Annotated in this window: 20 protein-coding genes and 2 tRNA genes; 6 read left to right on the plus strand and 16 right to left on the minus strand. The window is 48.3% G+C overall.

Annotation, left to right across the window (positions count from 1 at the left end):
* Positions 1–15 precede the first annotated feature (15 nt).
* From QEP07_RS12965 to QEP07_RS12995, 7 genes are all read right to left on the minus strand, one after another.
* Positions 16–1,494: a ligand-binding sensor domain-containing protein gene (locus QEP07_RS12965; RefSeq protein WP_285010599.1), complete on the minus strand. Its 1,479-nt coding sequence runs from the start codon at positions 1,492–1,494 to the stop codon at positions 16–18.
* Between the two features lie 154 nt (positions 1,495–1,648).
* A tRNA-Val gene (locus QEP07_RS12970) sits at positions 1,649–1,723 on the minus strand.
* A gap of 41 nt (positions 1,724–1,764) precedes the next feature.
* A tRNA-Val gene (locus QEP07_RS12975) sits at positions 1,765–1,839 on the minus strand.
* 95 nt (positions 1,840–1,934) lie between these two features.
* Positions 1,935–2,660, minus strand: a complete 726-nt coding sequence (recO, locus tag QEP07_RS12980; protein ID WP_285010600.1) for a DNA repair protein RecO — start codon at positions 2,658–2,660, stop codon at positions 1,935–1,937.
* Positions 2,650–2,958, minus strand: coding sequence for a hypothetical protein (locus tag QEP07_RS12985; RefSeq protein ID WP_285010601.1), 309 nt, complete (start codon positions 2,956–2,958; stop codon positions 2,650–2,652). Before QEP07_RS12985 ends, recO begins: the two co-directional genes overlap by 11 nt.
* A gap of 37 nt (positions 2,959–2,995) precedes the next feature.
* A complete protein-coding gene (locus tag QEP07_RS12990; RefSeq protein ID WP_256001939.1) occupies positions 2,996–4,279 on the minus strand; it encodes a DUF2130 domain-containing protein in 1,284 nt (427 codons plus the stop codon).
* A 12-nt stretch (positions 4,280–4,291) separates the two neighbouring features.
* Positions 4,292–4,960: a metal-dependent transcriptional regulator gene (locus tag QEP07_RS12995; RefSeq protein WP_256001938.1), complete on the minus strand. Its 669-nt coding sequence runs from the start codon at positions 4,958–4,960 to the stop codon at positions 4,292–4,294.
* Positions 4,961–5,070: 110 nt separating this feature from the next.
* On the opposite strand from QEP07_RS12995, the gene QEP07_RS13000 reads away from it, so the two are divergent.
* Together QEP07_RS13000 and QEP07_RS13005 are read left to right on the plus strand one after the other, a co-directional pair.
* Positions 5,071–7,140, plus strand: coding sequence for a TonB-dependent receptor plug domain-containing protein (locus QEP07_RS13000; RefSeq protein WP_285010603.1), 2,070 nt, complete (start codon positions 5,071–5,073; stop codon positions 7,138–7,140).
* A gap of 23 nt (positions 7,141–7,163) precedes the next feature.
* Positions 7,164–8,306, plus strand: a complete 1,143-nt coding sequence (locus QEP07_RS13005; protein ID WP_256001936.1) for a putative sensor domain DACNV-containing protein — start codon at positions 7,164–7,166, stop codon at positions 8,304–8,306.
* Between the two features lie 10 nt (positions 8,307–8,316).
* On the opposite strand, the gene QEP07_RS13010 is transcribed toward QEP07_RS13005, so the two are convergent.
* Entirely contained in the window at positions 8,317–8,475 is a 159-nt protein-coding gene (locus QEP07_RS13010) for a hypothetical protein (RefSeq protein WP_285010605.1), read from the minus strand.
* Between the two features lie 241 nt (positions 8,476–8,716).
* On the opposite strand from QEP07_RS13010, the gene QEP07_RS13015 reads away from it, so the two are divergent.
* Both QEP07_RS13015 and QEP07_RS13020 read left to right on the plus strand, forming a co-directional pair.
* Complete coding sequence (locus QEP07_RS13015) at positions 8,717–9,064, plus strand: PadR family transcriptional regulator (RefSeq protein ID WP_256001934.1); 348 nt, start codon at positions 8,717–8,719, stop codon at positions 9,062–9,064.
* Between the two features lie 7 nt (positions 9,065–9,071).
* Complete coding sequence (locus tag QEP07_RS13020) at positions 9,072–10,637, plus strand: PspC domain-containing protein (RefSeq protein ID WP_285010606.1); 1,566 nt, start codon at positions 9,072–9,074, stop codon at positions 10,635–10,637.
* Here the strand turns inward: QEP07_RS13020 and QEP07_RS13025 are convergent, their stop codons facing one another.
* The 7 genes from QEP07_RS13025 to QEP07_RS13055 all read right to left on the minus strand — a co-directional run bounded on the left by QEP07_RS13025 (position 10,638) and on the right by QEP07_RS13055 (position 22,470).
* Positions 10,638–13,361: a carboxypeptidase regulatory-like domain-containing protein gene (locus QEP07_RS13025; RefSeq protein WP_285010608.1), complete on the minus strand. Its 2,724-nt coding sequence runs from the start codon at positions 13,359–13,361 to the stop codon at positions 10,638–10,640.
* Between the two features lie 96 nt (positions 13,362–13,457).
* On the minus strand, positions 13,458–14,090 hold the full coding sequence (locus tag QEP07_RS13030; protein WP_285010610.1) for an NAD(P)H-dependent oxidoreductase: 633 nt from the start codon (positions 14,088–14,090) through the stop codon (positions 13,458–13,460).
* Positions 14,091–14,184: 94 nt separating this feature from the next.
* Positions 14,185–15,432 (minus strand): TlpA family protein disulfide reductase, encoded by a 1,248-nt coding sequence (locus tag QEP07_RS13035; RefSeq protein ID WP_285010611.1) that lies wholly within the window; start codon positions 15,430–15,432, stop codon positions 14,185–14,187.
* A gap of 26 nt (positions 15,433–15,458) precedes the next feature.
* Complete coding sequence (locus QEP07_RS13040) at positions 15,459–16,790, minus strand: RagB/SusD family nutrient uptake outer membrane protein (RefSeq protein WP_285010612.1); 1,332 nt, start codon at positions 16,788–16,790, stop codon at positions 15,459–15,461.
* A gap of 10 nt (positions 16,791–16,800) precedes the next feature.
* Positions 16,801–20,415 carry a SusC/RagA family TonB-linked outer membrane protein gene (locus QEP07_RS13045; RefSeq protein ID WP_285010614.1) on the minus strand — a complete coding sequence of 1,205 codons (3,615 nt, stop codon included), beginning with the start codon at positions 20,413–20,415 and terminating at the stop codon, positions 16,801–16,803.
* 196 nt (positions 20,416–20,611) lie between these two features.
* Positions 20,612–21,781, minus strand: a complete 1,170-nt coding sequence (locus QEP07_RS13050) for a FecR family protein (RefSeq protein WP_285010615.1) — start codon at positions 21,779–21,781, stop codon at positions 20,612–20,614.
* Between the two features lie 95 nt (positions 21,782–21,876).
* The gene (locus QEP07_RS13055; RefSeq protein WP_285010617.1) at positions 21,877–22,470 is read right to left on the minus strand and encodes an RNA polymerase sigma factor; all 594 of its coding nucleotides are present in this window, start codon (positions 22,468–22,470) and stop codon (positions 21,877–21,879) included.
* Positions 22,471–22,595: 125 nt separating this feature from the next.
* On the opposite strand from QEP07_RS13055, the gene QEP07_RS13060 reads away from it, so the two are divergent.
* Positions 22,596–23,816, plus strand: coding sequence for a PQQ-dependent sugar dehydrogenase (locus QEP07_RS13060; protein WP_285010619.1), 1,221 nt, complete (start codon positions 22,596–22,598; stop codon positions 23,814–23,816).
* Positions 23,817–23,831: 15 nt separating this feature from the next.
* Here QEP07_RS13060 and msrA read toward each other — a convergent pair whose 3' ends face one another.
* Positions 23,832–24,440 carry a peptide-methionine (S)-S-oxide reductase MsrA gene (msrA, locus tag QEP07_RS13065; protein WP_256001924.1) on the minus strand — a complete coding sequence of 203 codons (609 nt, stop codon included), beginning with the start codon at positions 24,438–24,440 and terminating at the stop codon, positions 23,832–23,834.
* Positions 24,441–24,551: 111 nt separating this feature from the next.
* Here msrA and QEP07_RS13070 point away from each other — a divergent pair, with 111 nt between their 5' ends.
* Entirely contained in the window at positions 24,552–25,478 is a 927-nt protein-coding gene (locus QEP07_RS13070) for an isopenicillin N synthase family dioxygenase (RefSeq protein WP_285010620.1), read from the plus strand.
* Positions 25,479–25,483 lie beyond the last annotated feature (5 nt).

Genomic DNA, 25,483 nt, shown 5'->3' on the forward strand with positions numbered 1-25,483 from the left:
GTTATATGAAAGACTCTATTTTTTCTCGATTTTAACAAGTCCATACCTGGTAGTCAGATAGATATTTCCCTTGGTATCTTTGCCAATATCAGTCACAAAGGAAGAAGGGACTTGTGAATTTTTATTATTGTAAAGCTCCCAGCCGTCCTTTAAGTCGAATCTCACCAGTCCAGCTAGTGCTGTGCCAATCCACAATACATTTTCCTTTTCATCATATAACATTGGTCCAACGTCATTTACAGGTATACCGGAATTCTCGATCGTAAGCTGTTTCCAGGAGCCGTCTGGTTTAAACACAGCAATACCTTCATTTCTGATCAATCTTTTGCGGTCAGCAGGGGCATATTCGTAAAGTCCGAAGTATAAATTACCTTGACTGTCTTCTTCCAGGGCTGTTATACACTTATCCTTCAGCACAGTACTGCCGGCGTTAAAATCTGTTGCAGTGCCGTCCAGATCAATCATCACAGAACCGCTAAAAGTTCCAATCCAGATACGACCCTTCTTATCCTTTTTAGCATAATTTACCCGGTCAGAAGGCAGCGCTTTTATATTGGCCTTGTTAATTACAGACCAGACTCCATTTTTATTAATCACCAACCCCTGGTCTGAAGTGAAATAGACTTCTCCCGACGCCGCATTATTGACGATGCTATAGCCCCTTTTAATGCCTGTTTTGAGAGAGTCGTAAAGTACCCAGTCCTTATTATTATAACTATATAAACCGGACTCAGTATAAAACCATTTGACATTTGAATTATCTGTTGCCATTCCTTTCACATAATAATACTTGGCAGGTAGTAAAACGCCTCTGTCAACCTTCTGCACTTTCCCGTTTTGTACGCAATACAAATCATTGGTTGTATCATAGAAAACGATATCCTCGTGATCAATCGTCAAATGGTCGCTAAGGTTACCCTTCATGATGGAATTCTTGGAATTCCAGACGGTCATTTTATAAGACGCCAGGTGCGCATTATCATATTTATAATGCTTATTTTGGATATCCGGATCCACAGGCCGGTCAAACAAGGCAGTTGCGAACTCTTCTGTTACCCGCTGTATTCGGCCAGAGAGCTTCCCGTTTAAAACATCTATTGCTACATTTACAGAAACCCTACCTTCAATTTTCCCATTTGTAGAGGCAGGCGACCAGCCTGTAAAGTCATTTAGGGCCATTACAACTTTTTCCGATAGCATCCGCCCATTTACATCGGTATGGCTCAGCACACAACCCTTACCCGTCGAATCTACCAAAACCTGGAACAGAATAGACCCCCTTAGATTGTTCACATTGTTGTGTGAATTCAAATACTGGATCATTTTCGAAAACTTAAGGCTATCGGCACCAACTTTAACGTCTCCACAATCCAAACAGAATTTGGAAGTCGGGCAATTGTTCAGCTTCTTAGGGAAAATGTTTTGTGCATTGGCATAATGCACTATACTCAGCAGCAGGAGTGTGAATAAAAATTTCTGTGTTTTGATAAACATGAGTAACGTAAAACTTAGGCAAGCAAGATACAGAGATATTTCAAAAAATATGTAATTGCGTCATCTTACAGTTGTGATTGTGTACAGGGTATAACAATAGTACAATTAGCACTAAATGACAAAAGCCTTTCAGATAACTGAAAGGCTTTTTGTGTGGGAGATACTGGGTTCGAACCAGTGACCCCCTGCTTGTAAGGCAGGTGCTCTGAACCAGCTGAGCTAATCTCCCTAGTTCTGCCATTTGTTTTAAAACAGTCGGCTCTGTTTTTGTGGGAGATACTGGGTTCGAACCAGTGACCCCCTGCTTGTAAGGCAGGTGCTCTGAACCAGCTGAGCTAATCTCCCTAAGGTTCTGTCGTTTTTAGCCCGACCAGGCTCCCCTGATTTGGGATTGCAAATATACAGCCTTAAATCATTTATGCAAAAAAAGATCGTGCTTTTTATGAGAGTACTTCTTCAAGGACGAGGTGTGAGTGGATTTCTCCGAAGGATGCGGTGTGTAACCGGTAGTAAATCAGCAATTTATCAAGCAGTATACGCCTGCTTGCATTATTTATATGAAAATCATCGAGTCTCTCAAATGGTGTCACAAATAGTGCGGTGAAAAGGTTCGCCTGCGAGAGGTCAAGGAAATTGCCGTGTCCGGGTATGCGCTGACAGAATTCGCCCTCGTGCAGGTCGAAGTAGTCGTCGCCGGCTCTTTTTTCGGTATTGGGCGCAAATCCGAGGTATTTGGAGAGTTTGATGAGGAAGGAGAGGTGAAAGTTGACGTTGAGGTCTTCGCAGGCGTCGAGCCAGCATATGGCGTGGTACAGGTAATCGAACAGGTGCTCGTCGGCAGTTTGCTGTCTGATGCTTTTGTAAAGGACTTCGTTGAGGAACATCACCATGGTGCGTTTAACCACATCGTAGGGGATGTTGGCGAAAACGGGTGAGGGGCGGAGTTCTGAGACGCGCTGAATGCTGGTGTTGGTTTTGTGGTACACGATCATATCGGCGAGGTGGAGCGGTTGCAGCATATTCATGCTGATTTTGGCCCGGGGCTTTTTAACGCCGTTGATCATGTATGATTGTATGCCGAATTTTTCTGTAAAGATTTGCGCGACAACACTGCTTTCGCTGTATTGCGTTGTTTTGAGCACGATGCCGCGGGTTTTATGTAGCATAGTTTTGCAGTATGACTTTCTTGTTCCTGAACACGGCAATCTGCTCACCGCTTTCGTAATGCCGGAATCTTAGTTCTTCGCCCGCCTTAAGCTGCCTTTTTACGGTGCAGTAGATGTGCAGGCATTTGATCCAGTTTTCGGCGGTAGCTCGGTCTTTCCAAATTTGGGGGTACACGAAAACATCGTTGCCTTCAAAGCGAAGCAAAGATTTTTCTGCAAGACCATGTACATTGGCAATGATCTTGGCGGTCTGCGCTGCCGTGCTGGCCTGCTGATGTACTTTTTTCCTGGCGTACATGCTTTAGTATATAATTGGTGTCAGGTAAATCTGTCGGCTACTCAAGCAACAGCGGATCTTCCTCGTCGGTCAGGCTCAGTTGTATGCTGTCTGTCCCTGCGATACCTTCTATAGAACCCCTGATGTGCGCGGCATTAAGCAATACTTTTTCCAGCTGTTTCTCACGTGCTTTCCAAAGCCGTTCCATGGCATCGCGCTCTTTCTGTATGGAGAGTTTCATGCTCATGAAGCCTTCACGGATGGCTTTCCACTGTTCCGAAAATTCGTTGCTGGTGAGGTAGTCGTACAGCATGTGCATTTTATCGCCCCGGTTTTCCTGAGATCTTGTGGCCCCGGCAAGTTTGATGATCCCGTCGCGGAGGATATAAGACACGGCTTTCACCTCGTCAAATGAACAGATCCACACGCCATCTTTTTCACCGAAGCAGTCCATCCCTTTGGGGTAACATTGGGTAACGATTACGGCCACGTCTACGCCCATACTGCGCATGTCTTTCTTGAGTTTCTCGATCCAGTCGTTAGAAAAATCCTTGGTGCGTTTGCTTTCATAAATGATCTTCCCGCATTCCTGGCCAAACTGGTTGCGTACCAGGTGTACGCAGTCGGCCCCGCGCACGCCTTTACCCACCTCGGTAATGAGGTCAAAGGGAAACGAATTTCGCAGCAGTTCCTCTAAGATCAGTTCCTGGACTTCGCCCTGCAACTGCATAGAGCCCTGTTCGGCTTTGCGCTTCATCTCCTCTGCGAGTTTCTTCTGATCTTCCAGCTGCTTCTCCAACTCTTTTACCCTGAGCTGATGTTCGGTTTCCTTGATGTTGTTTTTTTCAGCCTCCTGCTTTCTGATCTGATCGGCCATTTCTGCCCGCTGTTCCTGAAGCTTGCGCTGCAGTTGAAGCTCAAGTTCTTCCTCTTTCTGCTTCATCAATTGTTCCTTTTTCAGGAAGTCGAGTTCCTTTTGCCGGGCTAGACGAAGCTTTTCTTCGTTTTCCTTGTTGGCATTGTCGAGCAGTTGCAGTTTATTTTCAAAATCGCTGCTGATGCGCTTGCGCAGGTTCTCTTCCAGCGTAGCCTGTAAAAGTTTCTTCTCCTGTTCGAGTTTTTGCTCATAGGCAAGGGCCTGCTGCCGCTGCTGTTGTTCAAAGCTGGCCTGCAATTTTTGCTGCTGCTGGAGGAATTCCTGCTGTTTTCGGGCAAATTCTTCTTCCTTCTGCTTGGTGAAGGACACCATTTTGTCCCTGAGGTCTTTCTTGTATTCTTCGGCCATAACTTCCTCAATAGGGAAGCTATGGGAACATGCTGGGCACTTTATTTCGGTTGCCATTTCTCTCCTCCTTTATTTTTGTCGCCTTACAAACAGGCTTTCGGCAAACTTGGCCGATACACTTTTTGGCTCGCCGCCCTCTACTTCGATGTTCATGGAGCCATCAAAACTAATTACTTCCCTAACGGTGATTTTTGAGCCAATGGCGATGTTCAGTTTTTCCAGGTATTGCAAGAACAAGGTCGACGTGTCTTTTACGGCCACCACGGTGCAGGTTTCGTCTTCCACGATTTCCGACAATAGTACTTTGGCCGCTTCAGGCATTTCGCCGTTGGCCTTCGGGATAGGGTCTCCATGCGGATCATACTCCGGGAATCCTAGGAACTCCTCAAGCTTATCTACCAGCTTGGCCGACTGGATATGCTCGAGTTGCTCGGCTACTTCATGCACTTCGTCCCAGCTAAAGTCAAGCTTCTCGCAGAGGAAGGTTTCCCACAACCGGTGCTTCCGCAGTATCGCGATCCCGTTCTTTTTACCTGCGTCGGTAAGCAGTATTTTGCCATATTTCTTATAAGAAACCAGGTCCTTTTCCTTAAGCTTTTTGAGCATGTCGGTAGCTGTAGCTGGCTTCACACCCAGGTAGGCGGCCATTTCATTCGTGCCTGCCTCTGGCTTGTCCTCATTCTGGAAGCTGAGCTTCAGCAAAGCTTTAAGGTAGTTTTCTTCAGTATAAGATAGCATAGATACAAACTTAGAGGAAATAGTTAGTTAAAGCAATTTAATAGATTGATGGAATTATTATTGTTAGGTTTATCTAACTTTTGTAGTTTTGGGTGTTTAATAATTTAATTATGAGGATTTGTACCATTGTGTTATTCGCATTTTTGATATTGTTTTTAAGTCCGAACAGAGGCTTGGGTCAGACCGATACGCTGACCAAGCAAGCCGACAGCCTGAATGAAGTGGTGATCAGCGGAACGCTGAAGCCCGTAAACCGGCTGGAAAGTCCGGTCCCCGTAGAAGTATACACGCATGGTTACTTTAAAAAGAACCCTACACCTAATATTTTTGAGGCTTTGCAGAATGTGAATGGAGTTCGCCCGCAATTGAACTGCAACATCTGCAATACGGGTGATATTCACATTAACGGACTGGAAGGTCCTTATACGATGATCCTGATAGATGGAATGCCTATCGTAAGCAGCTTGTCGACTGTTTATGGGTTGTCCGGCATTCCAAATTCCCTGGTAGAGCAGATAGAGATCGTCAAGGGGCCTGCATCTTCGTTATACGGCAGCGAGGCGGTAGGAGGACTGATCAATATCATTACCAAGAAGCCTAAAGATGCTGCAAAGCTTTTTGCCGATGTGTTTGCGACGAGTTTTAAGGAGCATAATGCTGACCTGGGGTTTAAGTTTGATGCAGGCAGGCTCGCCAGTGTGCTTACAGGAGTAAACTATTTTAAATACGGCAATGCGGTCGACCATAACCACGATAATTTTACAGATGTGACCTTGCAGGATCGTATTTCGGTGTTCCAGAAGTGGGCGTTTAAGCGGGCCGGGGACCGTATTTTTAACCTGGGCGCCCGGTATTTGTATGAGGACCGCTGGGGCGGCGAGATGCAATGGAACAAATCCTACCGTGGGGGCGACCAGGTTTACGGGGAAAGTATTTTTACCAGTCGCTGGGAACTGATCGGCACGTATCAACTGCCCTTGCAGGAGCGTATGTTGTTCTCGTTCTCATTGAATGCGCATGATCAGGACAGCCGTTATGGTACCACTTCCTTTATTGCCGATCAGAAGATCGCTTTCGGTCAGCTGGTGTGGGACAAAAAAGCGGGCATCCACGATGTATTGCTCGGTACTGCGCTGCGGTATACGTTCTATGACGATAATACATCGGCGACTACCCAGGCAAATCAGGCCATTTCGAAAGATACCTGGCTGCCGGGCATATTTGTGCAGGACGAAATCAGCGCCGGCAAACAGCACAAGTTTCTGGCTGGTCTGCGCTACGACCGCAACTCTGTGCACGGGAATATTTTAACGCCCCGGTTTGCGTATAAATGGAACCTGAATGCCAATAATATGCTGCGTTTAAATGCCGGTACGGGTTTCCGGGTGGTTAATATTTTTACGGAAGATCATGCAGCGCTGACGGGCGCCCGCGCTGTAAAGATTGAGGATAGGCTGAAACCCGAAAAATCGTACAATGTGAACCTGAATTACCTTACGAAAATTTACACCGCAGGCAATGCTTTTATCGGCATAGAGAGCTCGGCATTCTATACGTATTTCAATAACCGGATCATCGGGGATTTTGACAAGCATCCGGATTCCATTATCTACAGTAATCTGCGCGGACACGCAGTGAGCAAGGGCTTGAGCACAAATATAGACCTGACACTTCCGAACGGGCTGAAGGTTATTCTAGGAGCCACGTATCAGGATGTAGCGACCTACGAAGGCGGTGTAAAGCAACCTCAGATTCTGACGGAGAAATTTTCGGGTACCTGGGCGGTGTCGTACAAGTTCAAGCGACTGAATTTGTCGGCCGACTACACCGGTAACATTTACAGCCCGATGCGGTTACCGCTGGCGGGAGAATTTGATCCGCGCAAAGCATATTCGGATACATGGAGCATCCAGAACATCCAATTTACCTATAGTGGTTTTTCGCGCTTCGAATTATACGGAGGGGTTAAGAACCTGCTTAACTGGACGCCAAACCGTGGAAATCCTTTTATTATAGCCCGGGCAAATGATCCCTTTGACCGGGGCGTGACCTATGATGATCAAGGACAGGTTATAAAGACTTCGGACAATCCCTACGCCCTTACTTTCGACCCAACTTATGTGTACGGACCCAACCAGGGAATCAGGGGATTTTTTGGCATTAGATATACAATTAAGTAAAAGCAATCGCTTAACTTTAGGGCATGAAGTACCCTTCCACCTACCAGGCCGCAAGGCATATTGCACCAAAAGTAGAGGCTATTTTTGCTGCACATCTTGCCGCTGCGCGCGAAAATGGGGAGGACGACCTTGCGCCGCTTCCTACGCATGATGTTGTGGAGGCGGTTTTGGATGCGACCTTCTGGGCGAGTCTGAGAAAAGAGGAGGGGCATTCGCCAAAAATATCCCTTGCTTTCCTGCCTCCGCAGCAGGCCGGCAATCCGCTTCTTTTTAAACAGCGGTTTAAGCTTACACCCTCCACCCTCACCAAGCTTGCGCCAGGAATAGAGCGCTCGGGCATCCATTTGGGTGTATGGGCCGAAGAAGGGGAGCTTTATATCTGGGGAACCACGGTGAGCATCCCGAATTTTTGCTTTGTGGTAGATGTGTCAGAGCCGGCACTGCTGGTGATTAAGCATCGCCGGATTTATGGTTTCGGCAAGTTTACCAATGTGGCGGTGCTTAAAGGGGATCAGGTGAAGATGGTAGACGGACATATGGCCAGTACGCCGGACTGTCCGCCGATGCTGCTTTCCCTTCTGGACCTGACGGCGCCTTCGTACTGGAACGACTCTGTGAATGTGATGATCCAGCTCGCTGTGTCCATGCGTGCACATGGTCGGGGTGGCACGCTGCTTATTGTGAACCGCGAGAACAACAACTGGCTCCAGTCTATTATCAAGCCGGTACAATATCTCATTCAGCCTGCATTCAACGGTTTATCTAAGCTGCTGCTGAACGAACGTAAGGAGTCGAGCCAGATCTTCTGGCAAACAGCATTGAGGCGGGAGGTAGAACACCTGGCGGGATTAACTGCAGTAGATGGTGCTACAGTGATCAGCAGTTCCTTCGAGCTTCTTGCCTTTGGTGCGAAAATTGGTCGTGCTAAGGGCAAAGACAATGTGGATGAACTGGCTTTTTCGGAACCGGTTGAAGGTGGCGCAGCGGTAGTTGTACACCCCACGAAGGTTGGAGGGACCAGGCATCTGTCTGCGGCGCAGTTTGTTCATGACCAGCGTGATGCCACTGCGATGGTGGCTTCGCAGGACGGACACTTTACCCTATATAGCTGGTCTGACCAACAGGACAGGGTACAGGCCCATAGAATCGATGCGCTATTACTCTAATAGTTTACGGTCAGGAATAGATTACCGCTCCGGCGATGACCATAGCGATTAACAGCAGCATGACCACGCGGTCGTAACTGATCCATTGCGTTTTTGTAAGCGGCTTTGGTTGATTCTGAACCTTTTGTCGGACAAAAGTGAATGAAAGGGGATGTGTTTTGATCAACATAGGAAGATAGTATAGGTGCACTAAAATCATATCAAACCCCAAGCCATCCGTCCATGGATATGTGGAATTGTTAATAACTTTCTCTTTTTTGTTAATTACACACACTAACCGGACACATTAATCTTTTAATATCAATCTTTAAGAAAATATTGTATTGATAATCAGTCGGATATATTTGATACTGTTTCTTTTATAGTACTTTGTATTGCATATTACTGTATAAAACATATATCTTTGTTTTATGATAGCAGAAAACACACAGACGCAAATGCGTAAGGGCATACTTGAATATTGTGTGCTCTTAATTATCTCCAAAGGCGAGATTTACGCGTCGGATATTATTGCTGAGCTTAAATCGGCCAAGCTTCTTGTGGTGGAAGGTACGTTGTATCCTTTACTAACGAGGCTCAAGAACAATGGCCTGCTTGCGTATAATTGGGTAGAGTCCACTTCCGGTCCGCCCCGTAAATATTATGTGCTTACCGAGCAGGGCAGAGCAATCCTTAGCCAGCTCGACGCTACCTGGCAAGAGCTTTCCCATGCTATAAACACGTCAAAAAATTCTCAGGCAAACAAATCCGATAAATGAGCAGAAAATGAAAAAGACATTTAATATAAACATCGGCAACTCCATCATTCAAATTGAAGAGGACGCCTACGAAATGTTGGTCGCCTATATGAACGAGATAAAACAGCATTTCGCCCGGACGGCCGAAGACTTTGAAATTGTGACCGATATTGAGAACAGGATAGCCGAAATGCTTCATGAAAATCTTAGTTCAGGACAAAAGCAGGCCATCGGCATCGATGATATACGCTCGGTTATGGAGCGTATGGGCTCCGTGAGTGATTTCGAGCATTCCGCAGAGGCTGAGTTTGCAGACCCCCGGGCAGGAAGCGCTTATGCGTTTTCGGTGAAGAAGTTATTCCGAAATACAGACCAGGCGGTTATCGCCGGAGTATGTTCCGGACTTGGGCACTACCTCGACGTGGATGTACGCTGGGTACGTGTTGCTGCTTTCCTCAGCATTTTCGCAGGGGGGCTGGGTATCCTCACTTATGTTATCCTGTGGATCATGGTGCCAAAGGCAGAAACAAGGGTTGAGAAAATGAGCATGAAAGGTATGGAGGCTAACCTGCGCGGTTTTGCGAGCAGCAATTTTGATCCTTTCTTTAAGCAGAGCAAGGGATCGCTATCGGAGATGATGGACTTTGTGTCCGGTGCGTTGTCGAAGCTGTTCCGCTTTGTCTTCAAGCTTGCCGCAGTCTTGATCATCGCATGGGCATCACTGGCTTTGATCGGCTTAATGGTGGGTACTGTAGCCCTGATGGGTTTTTGGGATACGCAGGCGTCGGGTTATTTTCCATTCAATATCGTCAACGACAGTTATTTTAGTCCCCTGCTGATCTCCGCCTTTATTGTAGCCAGTATCCCCTTGCTTGCGCTGTTGCTGTTTTCCCTTCGCGTGGCGTTTACCAAGAGGCCAGTCAACCGCACGCTGTCTTTTGTGCTGCTGATTATTTGGTTGTGCGGCGTGGCGCCGCTTGCCTACTATATCACCCGTATCTCGTCTGAGTTTAAAGAGGGTGCCGAGTTTGCAGAGGTAGGTGAGCTAAAACCTTATCCGGTGTATACGCTAAAAATGGACAGGACCCGGTATTTTACGGCGGCAGATAGCCTGAGGTATAAAATTGACCGTAAAAACTATAAAGACAGAAAGATCTTAAACGATATAGACCACGAATTCGAGTCGCCCCGCAATGTGCGTATCTGGATCGAGAAGAGCGACAATGATAAGGCTTCAGTAACCCGGAACTTCAAGGCAAGGGGCCTGGACTTTGAGACTGCACTGATCAATGCGCGCAACATACATTATGATTTCAGTCAGACAGATTCGGTAGTGAACCTAGGGCATTCGATTCACCTGAGCAAAGGCAGCAACTGGCGCGGTCAGGAAGTAGAACTGATTGTCCGGCTCCCTGTTGGCACCCGGCTCAATCTTCACAAAGATTTCCACCGTTATCTGAGCGGCAATCTTTACTGGGACTGCGACGAGGGGAATGATGAACACCATGTGCATGAGCTCGAATATTTTGAACTACTGATGACGGCAAATGGCCTGCAATGTGTGCACCCTAAACCTAAGGAGCCGGAAGATTAGTTATTTAACCGTGTACCGATGCACAGAACGGCTAACCTGGCCGTTCTTGTCTATCCCTTCGATCACCACGCGGTACGTTCCGTTGCCATCGGCATTATAGTATTCCATGGCGCTCGTTCCGCCAGCGCCGGTAATCACCTTCGGGTTCCAGTAGATGGTTGTCCGCAAATCATTGAAATTATAGGTGTTGGCCGGGTTTACATATTTTGGTGAGTAGAACTCCCGCTGACGGGCAAAGCCCTTAGGAGAAAACTTAAGCAGGTTGGCCTCCGGGATCATATTTCTCAGGTCTTGTACACTGATCTTCTGCCCCTTCACCGGCTTCTTCGTGTTTACCACCAATACGCCGCGGGTGTTATACAAACGGTCGATCGTGCCGAGTTCGTCTTTTAAAAAGATCTCTACGTTTTCAACCTCCTCAGGTAAGACTGCCATCAGTCCCGTGAAATCAATCGGTGCCCCGTTCAGGAAGATCTGCATAGGTATGCGGCTGCCTGCATTATAATCGCGGCTTACATAGAAGTTGTTCTGAAAGAAAGTTACGCCATTTAAAGAGTTTTGCATGGCCTGAGCAATTGAAGCGAAGTTTTTAAATCGATCGCCTTCTACCACTGTGACATTGATATTGCCCAGACTGGTTAAAGACGGATGATCACTGTGGCTTGGACGTTTGATTTTCGTTCCTTCGATCTTCACCTCCTTCAGGGTTCTCAAATAGCTGTATTTTCGCTTACTGTTATCGAGATACGGTGCCAGGGCGCTATCAATATTTATGGTCTCAGTCTGCGGGTGAAGATTCTTGAAGGCAGGTGCCGCAGGCTGACCGTCGAGCAAGATCATCAGGCTGGATCCGCCGGCGCTGTATTTGGCATTGATCACCACCTCGGAAGAGTCGGGAATAACAAGGTTCGGGAAAGCAAATGTGCCGGTAGGACTGGTTACTGTCTCCGCTGAAATACGCGAGTCGGTTACCGTAAGACGTAGCGCACCTTTTCTTACAGGCATACCAGTCCTGTCGCGCAGGGTACCCGTAACACGCATATCCTGCTCAGGCAACACAGCGATTGGCGGGAATTGCGCGGTGAGCGCTTCCTTAAAATTGAACCTGCGGTAACCTTGAGTGAGCAGCAGGACATCAAGATCTGACAGCTTCTTTTCATCAGGCTTATTGAAATAGTAGTTCGGCTTTTCCACATAGCCTTTCAGATCATTGGTGAGCAGCAGGGAACTGTAAATGGTCACCTCAGCATCCTCATCTACAGGTACCTTCTGGTCGTCGGTTACCGATACGGAATAGTTCCCGTCCATCGGGTCAGCCCCATTTTTCGCGGTCACGCTGAGTTTTACCTTCTGCCGGGGCCTGTAGGCAGCCAGATCAGTCTTCAGTTCCACCTTAACCTGTGGGGAGGGGTTGTTGAACGCCAGGCGTTCGCTGATGGGCTGACCGCTTTCAGAAAACAGGGTGATCTGCATAATGCCGGATGGAAAGGTCTCCTTCGGTATTTTTGCACTGATGAGCTGACTGTTGAGTTTGGTTTTTGCGGCATAACAAATCACCCCTCCGTGGGTACCCACGAGGAAAAGTGTCTTGTTCTTGTTGACGGAAAAATAGGTGTTGTTGGCCAGTATCTTAACCTGAAGCGTTAGCGGGTCGGTATTGTCTACCTGTACCGTAGCTCCTGCAGCCACTACTTTCGGCAAATCATAGGTTTTGGTAGAGCCATCCGGGAAGTTGACGCTGGCTTTGTAGCTTTTACCTTCCTCGGGCGTAAACATGAAGGAACCCATGCCCAGATGGGATGATGCTATCTGCAACACGGTAGCACCGCCGCCGTCTGTTACTGTTCCTTTTATGTCGGCACCCAGTCCGGCGGCATTGATCGCTTTAAAACCAACTTTAAGCGGGATGCCGCTGATCAGTTCACCTCCTTCGGGGAAAAACTGAAGGTCGTACTCATTTTTCACCGGGGCCAGTTTGAAAGATTTCGTCAGGATGTCGTCGCTGGCAATCTCCAGGCGGGTGACGAGTTCGCCGTCGGTGATCGGGCCGTTTTTACGCGGATCGATCTTGATTTTCAGTATGCCGTTCTGGTCGGTTGTGCCCTTGCCTTTGCTCACTACGTCAAAGTTGGAATTGACTTCCCAGGTAACCTGCTTGTTCGGCAAAGGCATGTTCTCCGCACTCTTAAACTGCAGGGTAGCATCTATAAGCTGACTTTTGTCGGTTTGCGTATTCTTGTAGCTGAAATGGGTGATCAGCTCTTTATCTATCGCTTCTCCAACCGGGATGGTACGCGTAAACAAATGCGCATGATCAAAGTTCAGCATCCACAGCGTGTAAGCGCGAAAGTGATAATTGCCTTGGCGGTAGGTGCCCTGATTCAGCGGAATGCTGCCCTCCGCTACCCCATTAACCAATGGCAGCTTAAGTGTTTGAACCAGTGAATCGCGACTGTTGATCACCTCCACATACATGATTTTGCTGAGCTGTGTAGGCAGGTTCTGTTCCATGGTGACATAACCTTTGAGCCATACTGTGTCAGCCACGCTGTAGTAAGGTTTATCGAAATGGACATATGCCCGCTCAACCGGCCTGCTCTCCGATAGTTCTTTGGACTTGTCGATGATTTTGCTCAGAACGATGCTGTCCTGCTGAGCTTGTGTGGAATAGTTTATGCCGGCCAGCAGAATGATGGCAGCTATGATGACTCTGAATATCCTCATTAAAACGAATGTCTGGTATTAACCTCGCTAATATATTCATTTAATAAAAGCATCAGATTAAATACCAGACAGATTTAACATTTTTTGACAGTTGTGCTATGATAGCACAGTGACAAAACTATCGAGCGGTTTGCGTACCTTTTTAAGGTTCACGAGCCAGTCGTTTTCGGTATCGCGATAACCCAGCGGCAGAATGGTGGTGCTTTTTAGTCCCTTTTCCCTCAATCCGAGCAATGCGTCGAGCTCAGCTGCATTGAAACCTTCCATGGGGGTGGCATCTACTTTCAAAGTTGCGGCTTCAATGATGGCCGCACCAAATGCGATGTACGACTGCCGTGCCGCATGCTGGAAGTTTTCTTCCGCAGACCTTATAGTATATAACGACAGCAGGCGTTTAACGTAGTCTTCCGTAGCCGATTCCGGCAGGCCCCGTTCGGCATTGGTATGCGCAAATACCGTTCTGATTCGTTGCTCCGTATAATTATCCCAGGCCGCAAACACGAGTAAATGCGAACAGTCAGTGATTTGCGATTGATCGAAGGCTATCGGTCTGATCTTTTCTTTAAGTTCCTTATCGGTAATAACGATAATTTCAAACGGTTGCAAGCCTGAGGATGTAGGCGCCAGGTGGGCTGCCTTTATGATCTGGTCGACTTTTTCCTGCTCAACAGGTGCGCCGTTCATTTTTTTAACGGCATACCGCCATTGCAAAGCTTCTATTACACTCATAACTATGTTTTATTTTTATAACACTGTTAGCAAATGTAGTAACGTTACTTTGTAATGGCGATATGGGACTACGGCTTATGACACAGGAATGATTTTAATTGAGCAGTTTATCCAGCTGGGTGCGTAGCAAAGGGTCGGACGGACGATAGGCATCCCCTGCAACGATCTTGCCTGCTGGATCTATCAAAATAAATCGTGGTATGGAATTGATATTATATTTCTTGATAAAGTCTGAGGAGAAATCTTTGTCGGCCATCACCTGTATCCCGCCAAGTTTATTGTCTTTCACGTAACTTACCCATTTAGACTTGTCTGCCAGGCGGTCAACCGACAAACTCACGAATTCGATGTTTTTTCCTGCGTAATCATGTTCCACCTTTTGCAGAAAGGGAATCTCCGCTTTGCAGGGTGCACACCAGGTCGCCCATACATCGATATAAACGTATTTACCGCGGAGCGACTTCAGGGAAACTCTTTTGCCGTCTACATCGGCATAGTCGAAGTCGGGCGACAAGGCATTGCCTGCCATCATTTTGTAGTTGGCGTAGATGGTTTCGATCTCCTTCCTATGCGCGGCATTCTTCGAGCTGCTCATGAAACTTCTGTAAGCACTTTCCTTGGCTGCACTGTCTTTCACCATTTTCAGTATCTCTGTGGTGTACTGATAGTTCAGTTGATCCTGTACAAAACCTGCAGGAATTTCTGCCTTCACCACCTTCAGCTTCACAATGGGCATCCCCGCCCAGCCCATGGTCGTGTCTTGTCTGTACTTGAAGTTTCTCAGGTAGGTGATATAGTCGCCCAGCCAGGTGCGGTAGGCGGCAGACCGTTTAAACAGCGCCTCGTTATCGAGTTCCGCATCTCCGTATACCTTGTCCATAACTGCTTTTCGCTCATCCGGACTGAGTGTTTTAACGAAAGCCTTCTTTTGGGCTTCCGCGATGAGGGTTGTAAAATTAGGGTCCCCCTTTTTGGTGGTCATAACATGTTCAAGATTGGCCATACCTACAGAATCCATCCCATACAGTCCACCATGCCAGCTCATGACCTTCCTGGCATGAAAGTCTACATCCTTGCGCGCGAGTGCCTGCAGCGCCGGGGTCTTTTGTTTGGCGATCTCTGGTTCCATCGCTTTCCGGTATTCCTGTAACTTTTGTTCTACTTCCGGTACCGGAATCACGTAAAATTTGTACAGGTATGTGCCGTTGTGTAAGGGCACGAAACGCCCTAAGGCTTTGTCCTTGTTGGCCACAAGATCATCGGTGAGCTCAGTTTTGCCTGTTTGCGCAAAGCCCTGAAATGTAAGTGTCATCATCATGACACTGGTGATTAATGCTTTCATTGTTTTGAGTATATAAATGTTATGGGTTATTTGTGGTTAAGTTCCATGTCAGGGTTAAACGCGCTCACGCGAATGGGAATCTCGAAGGTGTAGTTCGGACTGCGGGGCGACAGGGTGGCTTCAACAACACCGGTTTTAGGGTTTATTCGCTTTACGTCAGGCATGCGACCCTCCTGATCAAGCCGCTTCATATCAAACCAGCGCATACCGCTGTATGCGAGTTCGCGCCGGCGTTCGGCGAGTACCTTGGTGAGCGCCTCCTCAGCTGAACTGGCCATCTGGTCGGCATAAGCAGCCGTACGTATGCGGTTTTTCCGTAAAGTGTTTATCACTGTCATGGCCTCATTAAATTTACCATCGCGTGCCAGGAGCTCAGCACGGGTAAGGTGCATTTCCGGATAGGTAATGCCAAAGTTATAGACCCCCGGCAGTGATGCCCGCCCCAGGCCATTGTTGTTGGTAACCGTAAGAAAACTATAACGGATGTCGTTGCTGTCAAAATAAGTTTTCAGATCGTTTGAGTAAAGCATGAAAATAGGGCTTCCGCTCACCGCGGCACGCTGCCATAAAACTTCCGGATTAAGATCATACACCGGCATTAAGGTGTAGGTAGCGTAATTATTATAGTTGAGGATGCTGTGCGTGCCTTGCAGGGCCATATCCGTATAGGTTTCAGCGTTGTCGAAGTCGCCCATATACAGAAAGATCCTGCTCAACAGTCCGTACGCTGCATACTTGGTGGCTCTGTACCGGTTGATATTAGTGGTTGGCAGACTTTCAGCAGCAGTTTTGAGATCGGCTATGATCGCGTCGAGCGTAGCTTTCAGAGTAGCGCGCGGAGGAGCTTTGTCGTTCACATCTGTGCTGGTTACCAGAGGCAGGCCTGGATCGCTTGCAGCAGTCGCCGGATTGTACGCCTTGGCAAAAACGGTAAGCAGTTCGAGGTAACAATTGGCCCGAACTACCAGGGCTTCGGCAATGACACTTTGTTTCTGCAGGTCCGAACCGTCAGTGGCGCTGCCCGCGCCGTTGATGATTACATTGGCCGAGTAGATGCTGCGGTAGGCTGGTCCCCAAACATCCGGACTAGCCTTCTCATTCATAGTGAGGATGGGGCGCCAATAGTAGCCGTTGGCGGTGGGCGACTGAACCGTTGCTTCAAAGGTATTTAAATTGTCGTCTGTAAAATCCAGCAGGTTGATAGGAAAAGTCCGCGTCATAGAGGGCGCATTAAGTAATCCTTCATAGTCCGAAAGCTTCTCAGGCAGGATGATTCCTTTGGGTTTGATTTCCAGGAAATCTTTACAGGAACTGGCCACAATGGCAAGAAGGACCAGAAATATATATGTCTTTTTCATGGTTGCAGAGTTAAAAATTGGTGGATAAGGTAAAGCTGTAGAAAGGCTGAGTTTCCAGGCGGCGCACCCCGTTAAGCCTGTCGATCGCGTCCGGATCTATATCATTTCCGCTGAAGGTATAGCGGAATGGGTTCTGCGCCTGAAAACGAAGCTGGGTGTCTCTTAGCCCGAGATCCCGCAGAAACTTAGCTTTGGCGTTGTAAGTGATGACCACGTCGCGTAAACGAATGTAATCGGCCTTGCGTACAAATTCATGCCCATACTGGTAGCCATATAGTGCAGACGACTGATAATAGCCGGGCGCCGTACTGGTGGCTCCGGTATATCCCGGTATTCGGGTGTTCAGTTCGTCGCCTTTATTGCGCCAGAAATTTACCGCACCCTGAAGCGGAAAACTGCTGCTGCCAATGTTGTTTGGGTTAGGCTGTTCTACGCGCATGACGTGGCCGCCATAATACATAAACAGGAAGGAAAGATCGAAGTCGCCAATGCTAAACTGGTTGTTTAAACCGAGCACATGTTTCGGTACTGTTGTCCCGCTGTAAATCATGTCTTCCCTGGTCACATCGTCTGTGCCTGCGCCGAAACTGAAAAGGGTAAGCACGTGTGCTTTGCCGTTGCGATCCAGCACGTAAGGCTGACCCATATCATTCAAACCACCATAGTTATAGCTATACAGCGCTCCGATCGGCTGGCCCTGAACAGGGTTCGTGTTAGCCGCAATAAGCTGTGAGTTGGCAAACTCCGTTGCTTTAACGGCAAGTACTTTGTTGCGGTTAAAAGAGGCTGTTAGCTGTGTTCTCCAGGAAAAGCGATCGCCGCGAATGTTGTGGCTGTTGATCAGCAGTTCCAGTCCCCGGTTCTCGATAGAAGCCGTATTGGCGTCGTACTGGTTAAAGCCCGTTGTCGGGTCGGCATCAAACTTGCCGAAAACATCGATCGTTTTTTTAAGGTAATAATCTGCCGAGCCCGTAATGCGGTTATTAAACAAGCCATAATCGAGCCCCAGATTGTAATTTTTGGTTGTTTCCCATCTTAGCGACTGGTTTTCCGGTGTGAGCACCTCGTTGTAGGTCAGCGGCGTAGTAAAGGCCGTGTTCAGCGCCGTGTTCAGGATCAGGAAGGCACCGTTGTTGCTGCTCGGCACGTTTCCATTGAAACCTGTTGCCGTACGAAGCTGCAGCTGGCTGATCCATTCGTGTTTTTTGATAAAGGCTTCCTCCCCAAGGCGCCAGTTGATGCCGGCCGACCACAGTGGCTTGTTGCGGTATTTTGGATCTACGCCAAAAAGATTGGACTGGTCGATACGAAAACTTCCGGTTGCCACATATTTCGATCTAAAGATATAAGTGCCCTGACCATAGTATGAATTGAAACGGCGGTCGGTAGAGGTTTCATTAAAATAATTGTTGCTGCTGAATCGGGAGCCGAACGCCGATGGCCCGAAAGAGATGGCAGGCGTGGTTGTTGCGTTTAACGCACCCATATTGATCGGCTTCACGATGAGCGATTGCCCGTCGTACCCAAAGAAAGAGGTCAGGTATCCGTCTGAGTTTGTTTTTCTCTGCTCTACACCCGCGATTCCTGAGATGCTGTGCTCGTGGCCATCAAAACTTTTATTGAAATTAAGTTGGCCGCGCAGGGTGTAGTTGACCACTTTCTGCGTGTTTTTTCTCAGGATATTTCCTTTAGGCATATTTGTAAACAGTGCCCTGCCGTTGGCCGGGTCGCGAAGCGCCATAGAATTGATCAGCCAGCGCGACTCATAGGCGTTTTCCGTCTGGAGCCTGTCGGTCAGCATGCTTTGATTTTCATAATTGCCACCCAGGTCCAGGTTCATCCAGTCTGTGATCTTCCCGTTAAGCCGTCCCTGAAAACGCATGGAACCCGTGCGTACCGTGGTTGTATTCGAGGCCAGTTCCTGGTAAGGGTAATAAAGGAGATCGTAAAGTCCGGCCGATTGGAGCGTATTGTTGGTTGCCGTGGTCAACGCCTTAGTGGAGTAATCGCGACCTTGTCCGAGCGACATAGCCAGAGCCTTCCCCTGCTCGTCTGTCAACCTTTCATAGGGGAAAAAGTCGCCATAGCCGGGCGTCAGGCCCGACCGGTTTGTTATATTGGTATAAGTCCCTCTCAGGTCGGCACTGATACGGCTCGACAGCTGTATGGTATTGGCCAGGTTAAGGTTAAACTGGTTGTTCTCCGACCGGCGGTTTACAGGCCTTTCTCCGATATAATTGAAGCCTATCATATAAGTGCTGCGGTCGTTTCCCCCGCTTACATCGAGATTAAGGTTACGGGCCTGGCGCTGCTGGTAGAACAGGTCCTGATATTCCTGCAGATTACTGTACGAGCCGAGGGCGGCGAGTTGTGCATCTACTTGCTCCTGGCTCAGTTGGGGATTGGTTACGCCTGTCCGGGGCCCTTTAAATAGGATTTCCTGCGCCGGGTTCATTTTGTAGTAACCCAGATCGTACAACGTTGTGGTAGGCTTTGAGATATAAAAGTTCTCCCGTTGAAGCTGTACGAATTCGGCGGCCGAGATGTAATTCAGGTAGCCGAAGTCGGGTTTAGCCTGAACAGCGTAAGAGCTATTGAAATTAATGGCCGGTTTTCCGGCTTTTCCCCTCCTTGTTTCCACAATGATCACACCGTTAGAAGCCCTTACTCCATAAATAGAGGCCGCTGCGGCATCCCTTAACACCGATATGGACACAATGTCGTTCGGGTTTATGGTGCGGAGATCAATCTCTGTAGGAAATCCATCCAATACGATCAAAGGCTGCTTCACGGCATCAAAAGTAGAAACGCCACGAATGCTCAGTTCTCCGGTTTGTCCGTTGTACACCAATCCTGGCACCTTCCCCTCCAGACTTTCCAGGAAATTGCCTGTAATCGCCTCGCGCTGATGGTATTCGGCCTCACTTACGGTTGAAGCCGCCCCGGTGAGCTGATCTTTGCTGATCCGCTGATAGCCGGTAGACACGGTCACCTCTCTAAGCTCTTCGTCTTCCGGGAATATGGAAATAGTCAACTCCGCTTTTACGGGTACCTCTTTGGTTTTATAGCCGGTATAAGAGACAACCAAGACGGCATTTTCATCTACGGCCCTGAACTCAAACCCGCCTGTGGCGTTGGTAATGAATATCCGGTTCGTATTCTTTATTTTGACGGTTGCCCCCGGAAGCGGGATGCCGCGTTCGTCGCGCACAGTACCCGTCACATTAATATTGTCGAATACCTCTGTAAGCCGTTGCAGTAAGGATTTTTCCTGACGCTCTACGATGATATTCTTGTCCCGTATCGTGTATACCACAGGCTGACCGTAAAAGCTACGGTTCAGGACTTCCTCGATAGAGGCATTGTAAAAACTGACGTCCAGTTTCCTGTTCTGGTCTATTTTAGAATCTGCGTAAAAGATGTTGTATCCGGTCTGCCTGGTAATTTCCCGAAAGAGCTGCTTTATGCTTACATCCTTTTGGGAGTATGTGATCTTTTGCGCAAAACTGTGGGCGCTGACCTGCATTATGCAAACGATTAATAGAAATGTGGTGATTTTCATGATCAGCAGTAATTTGTCCAGGTGCAGGGGATGCCCGCACGAGTTCTTAGTACAAATTTTCATACATTTGAGTTGTTTGGATTTGAATGGAAATGAAATTTTAACGGATTAATTCACAGGACAATCTGAACATTTTGGCCAGGGGTGTTGGAGCGCCCCTGGCTCTTTTTCAGGCTTGTCTGCATATACAGTTTATCTCCTTTCAGGGTCCTGCTTTAGTGTAAAAGTGTTTCATAATTTAGCTTAGTTTATTCGTTGTTTAGTTAATTACAGTTACTTTTCTTCCGTCCACTTTGAAATGGATGCCTTCACTTTCTTCCAGGAGCGTCAGTACGGCCGAAATCTTCGCATATTTAGAAATCGTACCGCTGTAGGTCTTGCCGGCGGCTGGTGCTGAGGCGTAGTCTACCTGCACATCGTACCAGCGGGCAATTTTTCGCATCACCGATTGCAGGGGTTCATTTTCAAAGTTGAAGATGCCGTTCTTCCAGTCGGTATACGTTTCTGGCCTTACATAAACCACGGTAATGTCCGACTTACCGACCCTGGCCTGCTGATTAGGGCTCAGCCTGGTGCTGCCGTTGACACTTACGGAACCTTCCACCAGGGTGGTGCGGGTGAGAGGTTCATCCGCATAACTATTGATGTTAAACTGCGTACCCAGCACTTCGATCTGTTGGTTTCGGCTTTCTATTACGAAGGGGTGGTCCTTGTCTTTGGCAATATCAAAATAGCCCTCGCCTTCAAATTTTACCATCCGTTTTTCCTGCCTGCCCAGGTTGGCCGGATAAGTCAGCGTAGAGGCTGCATTCATCCAAACCATCGACCCGTCCGGTAGGCGCACCTGGTAAGTTTCACCTTTGGCGGTCGACAATACATTCGTTGCTTTCCCGTCCGAAGCCTGTCCTTTTATTTCATAAACCAGCTGGTTGTCAGCCGTCTTACTGATGACCACCCCCGCCTCCGTGGCGAGTTCGCCATTGGCTGCGTCAGAGAGTCTGATTTTTCTTCCGTTGGCAAGGGTCAGTGTAGCACCGCTGGTACCCGGGTCAATATCGTTCCTGTAAGTACTTTGTCTAAATACTGTTTGATGAAAGCCTGCATTGTAGTAAAAGAGTCCGGCCCCGAAAAGGATCAATGCTATGGCAGCGGCGATAGCCGGTCTGCTCCATATTTTCCATGTCCGTCGTGTGGGCATTACAGCGGTATGTTTGCGACCGAATATCTGCGCCAGGGTCTGCTCCTGCATCCCCGCGCTCATTTCCTGACCGCCAGTCTCCCGTTCATATTCAAAGCCAAGCCGGTCTTCGATTTCCGTCCGGTATGCCGGGTCCTCAAAATAACTGAGTAACTCGGCGCGGTCCAGTTGAGACAGGCCGCCCCGAAGGTAGCTGTCAATCAAGTGATGAAGTCTTGGATTGTTTTTCATATTCCGTAAGCGGCGTCGCCGATCCTTTACTGATATGACACCGCTCATATTTGCTTACAGGGTAGTCAGAATAAAAAAATATCATTTGCTTCCTGTCAGGAATCGAAGAGTGCCAGGATCAGTAGCGGGTAAACTGTTGCATGCTTTTTGAAATGCATCCGGATTTTTTTTAAGGCATCTTTCATGTATGCATTCACCGTCTGCGGCGATATATTCATTTTCTCGGCGGCTTCCACATATTTCAGCCCCTGCTGATGACATAACTGATAAACCTGCCGCTGCTGAGGCGATAGTCCGGCAATGGCGTCGTTCAGCAGGTTGCTTACCTCATTATACTCAAGCTGCAGGGTGGTTGAGTCGTCGCGTTCATCGAAAGACCGGCCGAACTCGCCGGTTGTGCGGGCTACCTGAAGTTCCTTTCTCACAACGTTCAGCGAATGATTGCGTACCATCCGGTTCAGGTAAGCGCCGAAACTCTGAACTTCGGCAAGTCTTTCCCGGTTAAGCCATATTTTTAAAAAGACATCCTGCACCACTTCATTTGCACTTTCTTCAGAAGAGGTGATGCGCAGGCTGAAACTGTAGAGAAACCTGTGGTAATGTTTGAAAAGTGCCGCGAACGCACGCTGGTCCCCTTGCGCGATCTGAGCAAGCAATTCGCTTTCGTTCTGAAGAGGTGTTACAGCCATATTCCCAACGGATAAAACTACAGATTTATACGTTTAGTCGATCATGTCGGTAGTCGATAAGTTGTTTTTGGCAAGGGTTGACATCAGCAGACACAAAATTGTCACGGATTATGTAACTTCATCATATGAAATCATTTTTGAAAGTTGGTGTTGCGGTGGTAGCTGCCATGACACAGGTTGCCGTGTTTTACGGATCTGTCTGCGCACAATCAGCATCCGCGATCAGGATGTCGCCGGTAAAAGTGGGCCTGCAACTGGTCACCGACCAGCTGTCTTATCCGACAGCCTTTGCAGCACCTAACGACAAATCGGGCCGCTTGTTTGTCTGCGAACAGGCCGGGCGCATCCGAATCATCAAGAAGGGGAACTTGCAAACCGAACCTTTGCTGGATTTCGCGCCTGAAGTATTCATGACAGCCAGTGCCGACGAGCGGGGCTTGCTGGGTCTGGCCCTGCATCCCGATTTCCTGAAGAACGGTAAACTGTATGTCTACTTTAGTTCGCGTATTCCCAAAACCCCTGGAGTAGATCACAAAAGTGTGATCAGGGAGTATACGGTGTCTAAGCAGAACCCCGACCTGGTCGATAAGGCTAGCGCGCGTGATGTATTAACGATCAATGAGCCCGAATCCAATCATAACGGCGGGGATTTGAAGTTCGGTCCGGACGGATACCTCTATATTGGTGTGGGCGATGGCGGCGCATATAATGACTTGCACGGTGCGTATGGAAACGGACAAAACATGAATACGCTGCTGGGTAAGATATTGCGGATCGACGTAAATGCTGTGCCTTACGCCATTCCAAAAGACAATCCCTTTGTCGGAAAAGAGAATATGAAGCCTGAGATTTACGCATATGGTCTGAGAAACCCCTGGCGGATAAGTTTTGACCGGCAGGACGGAAGGCTGTTTGCCGGTGATGTAGGTCAGAAAAACTGGGAGGAAGTAAACATCATCACCAAAGGCGGCAATTTCGGTTGGCGTGTAAGGGAGGGTACTCATGTGAAGTTTCCCAACGATCCTGATCCGAAGAACTGGATCAACCCGATTATTGATTACGGCCGGCAGGAAGGAATCAGCATTACCGGCGGTTTTCTGTACCGGGGCAAGTGCATTCCGGAGCTTAGGGGTAAATATGTGTTTGGCGACCTGATGGGGCCGGTATGGGCGCTTACCGATGTAAAAAAGGCCCTCTGGCAAATAGAGCGCTTATCCATCTCTAAAGAACCCGGTATCTGGCAGATCTATAGTTTCGGGGAAGACCAGGAGGGTGAGCTTTATATTTTGGCCAACATCCTGGAAGCCGAGAAAGGTGCGGTGTACAAGATTGTACCCGGCGAGTAGCGGATCAGGAAGCGCTTACTTCTGCTTCAGCTTTGCTTTGAAGACCTTTTCAAACTTCTGAACCTTGGGAAGGACCACAGCCTTACAGTAAGGGGCGTTGCCGTTTTTATTGAAATAGTTCTGATGGTAATTTTCAGCGACATAAAAAGGCGCCGCCTTTTCTATAGTGGTGACCACCGGGTTGGGGAAGACTTTCTGGTCATTCAGTTTCTTCTTGTACTGATCAGCCAAACGTTTCTGTTCTGCATTATGATAAAAGATTACGGAGCGGTACTGTGTGCCCACGTCGGCGCCCTGGCGGTTCAGCGTGGTGGGGTCGTGCGTTTTCCAAAATACTTCCAGCAATTCCTCATAACTTATTTTTGAGGGATCATAGGTGAGTTCAATCACCTCCGCATGGCCAGTCGTTCCTGTGCACACGTCCTCGTAGCTTGGGTTGGCCGTATAACCGCCTTCATAGCCGGAGCGGACCGAGGCCACACCGTTCAGTCGCTGAAACACCGCTTCCGAACACCAGAAACAACCGTTTCCGAATGTAGCTTTTTGCAGTTTGTTCTGCTGCGCCTTTGTTTTACTGAATGGTAGCAGCATGGTTGCCGCCAGAAGTATGATCGCAATTCTCATGTGTTATCGTTTATGTATTTACTTACGCAGTTGCCGCCCTAATAGTCTTTATGCTTTGTAATTAATTGGTAATAGTTTACTAATTTCGGTTTTATAATTATATCCAGCATCATGTCAGCATCCTATATACCCAGCCTCAATATCGAACTATATATTAACGGAAGCAAAGAACAGCGCGCTGCTTTTTCTGCGGAGCTTGGAAGGGCTTTCAACGATTCGGGCTTTGTTACCATCACCAATCACGGACTGGATCAGGAGCTTATCGACCGGCTCTATAACAATATCCAGGCGATGTTTGCCCTTCCGGTAGAGGTAAAGCGAAAGTATGAGCGCTCCGAACTGGCCGGGCAACGCGGTTATACCAGCGCTGGAAAGGAAATTGCCAAAGGGGCGAAGACTGCTGATCTTAAAGAATTCTGGCAGATCGGTCAGGACGACAACCTCTATCTCGAAGAGATCCCTGATTTTAACGAAGTCACCCGCGAAGTGTTTAAACGCCTGGAAGAAAATGGCAAACATCTGCTCCGGGCGATTGCAGACTATCTCGGACTGTCGCAGGATTATTTCGATCAGCATGTAGATCGGGGTAATTCTATCCTTCGCGGCATACATTATTTTCCGATTGAAGATCCGGATGCCCTGCCTCCCGATGCCGTTCGGGCAGGTGCGCATGAAGACATCAATCTAATTACCCTGCTGATCGGCGCAAGCGCCGACGGACTCGAGGTGCTTACACGTGACAATAAATGGCTGCCCATACAAGCAGGGCATACCGATATTGTGGTAAACGTTGGTGATATGCTTCAGCGGCTGACAAACAATAAGCTCCGCTCAACGACCCACCGGGTAGTGAACCCGCCGAGGGAGCTTATGAAGACCTCACGGTATTCGGTGCCCTTTTTTCTGCACCCGCGCGCGGGCATGGACCTTACCTGTCTCCCTTCATGCATTAACGCGGACAGGCCCAAAGCCTATTCCGATATGACAGCCGGCGACTACCTGGACGAGCGGTTACGCGAAATAGGGTTGAAGATGTAGCGCAT

It is taken from the genome of Pedobacter faecalis (assembly GCF_030182585.1).
Classification (GTDB): Bacteria; Bacteroidota; Bacteroidia; order Sphingobacteriales; family Sphingobacteriaceae; genus Pedobacter; species Pedobacter faecalis.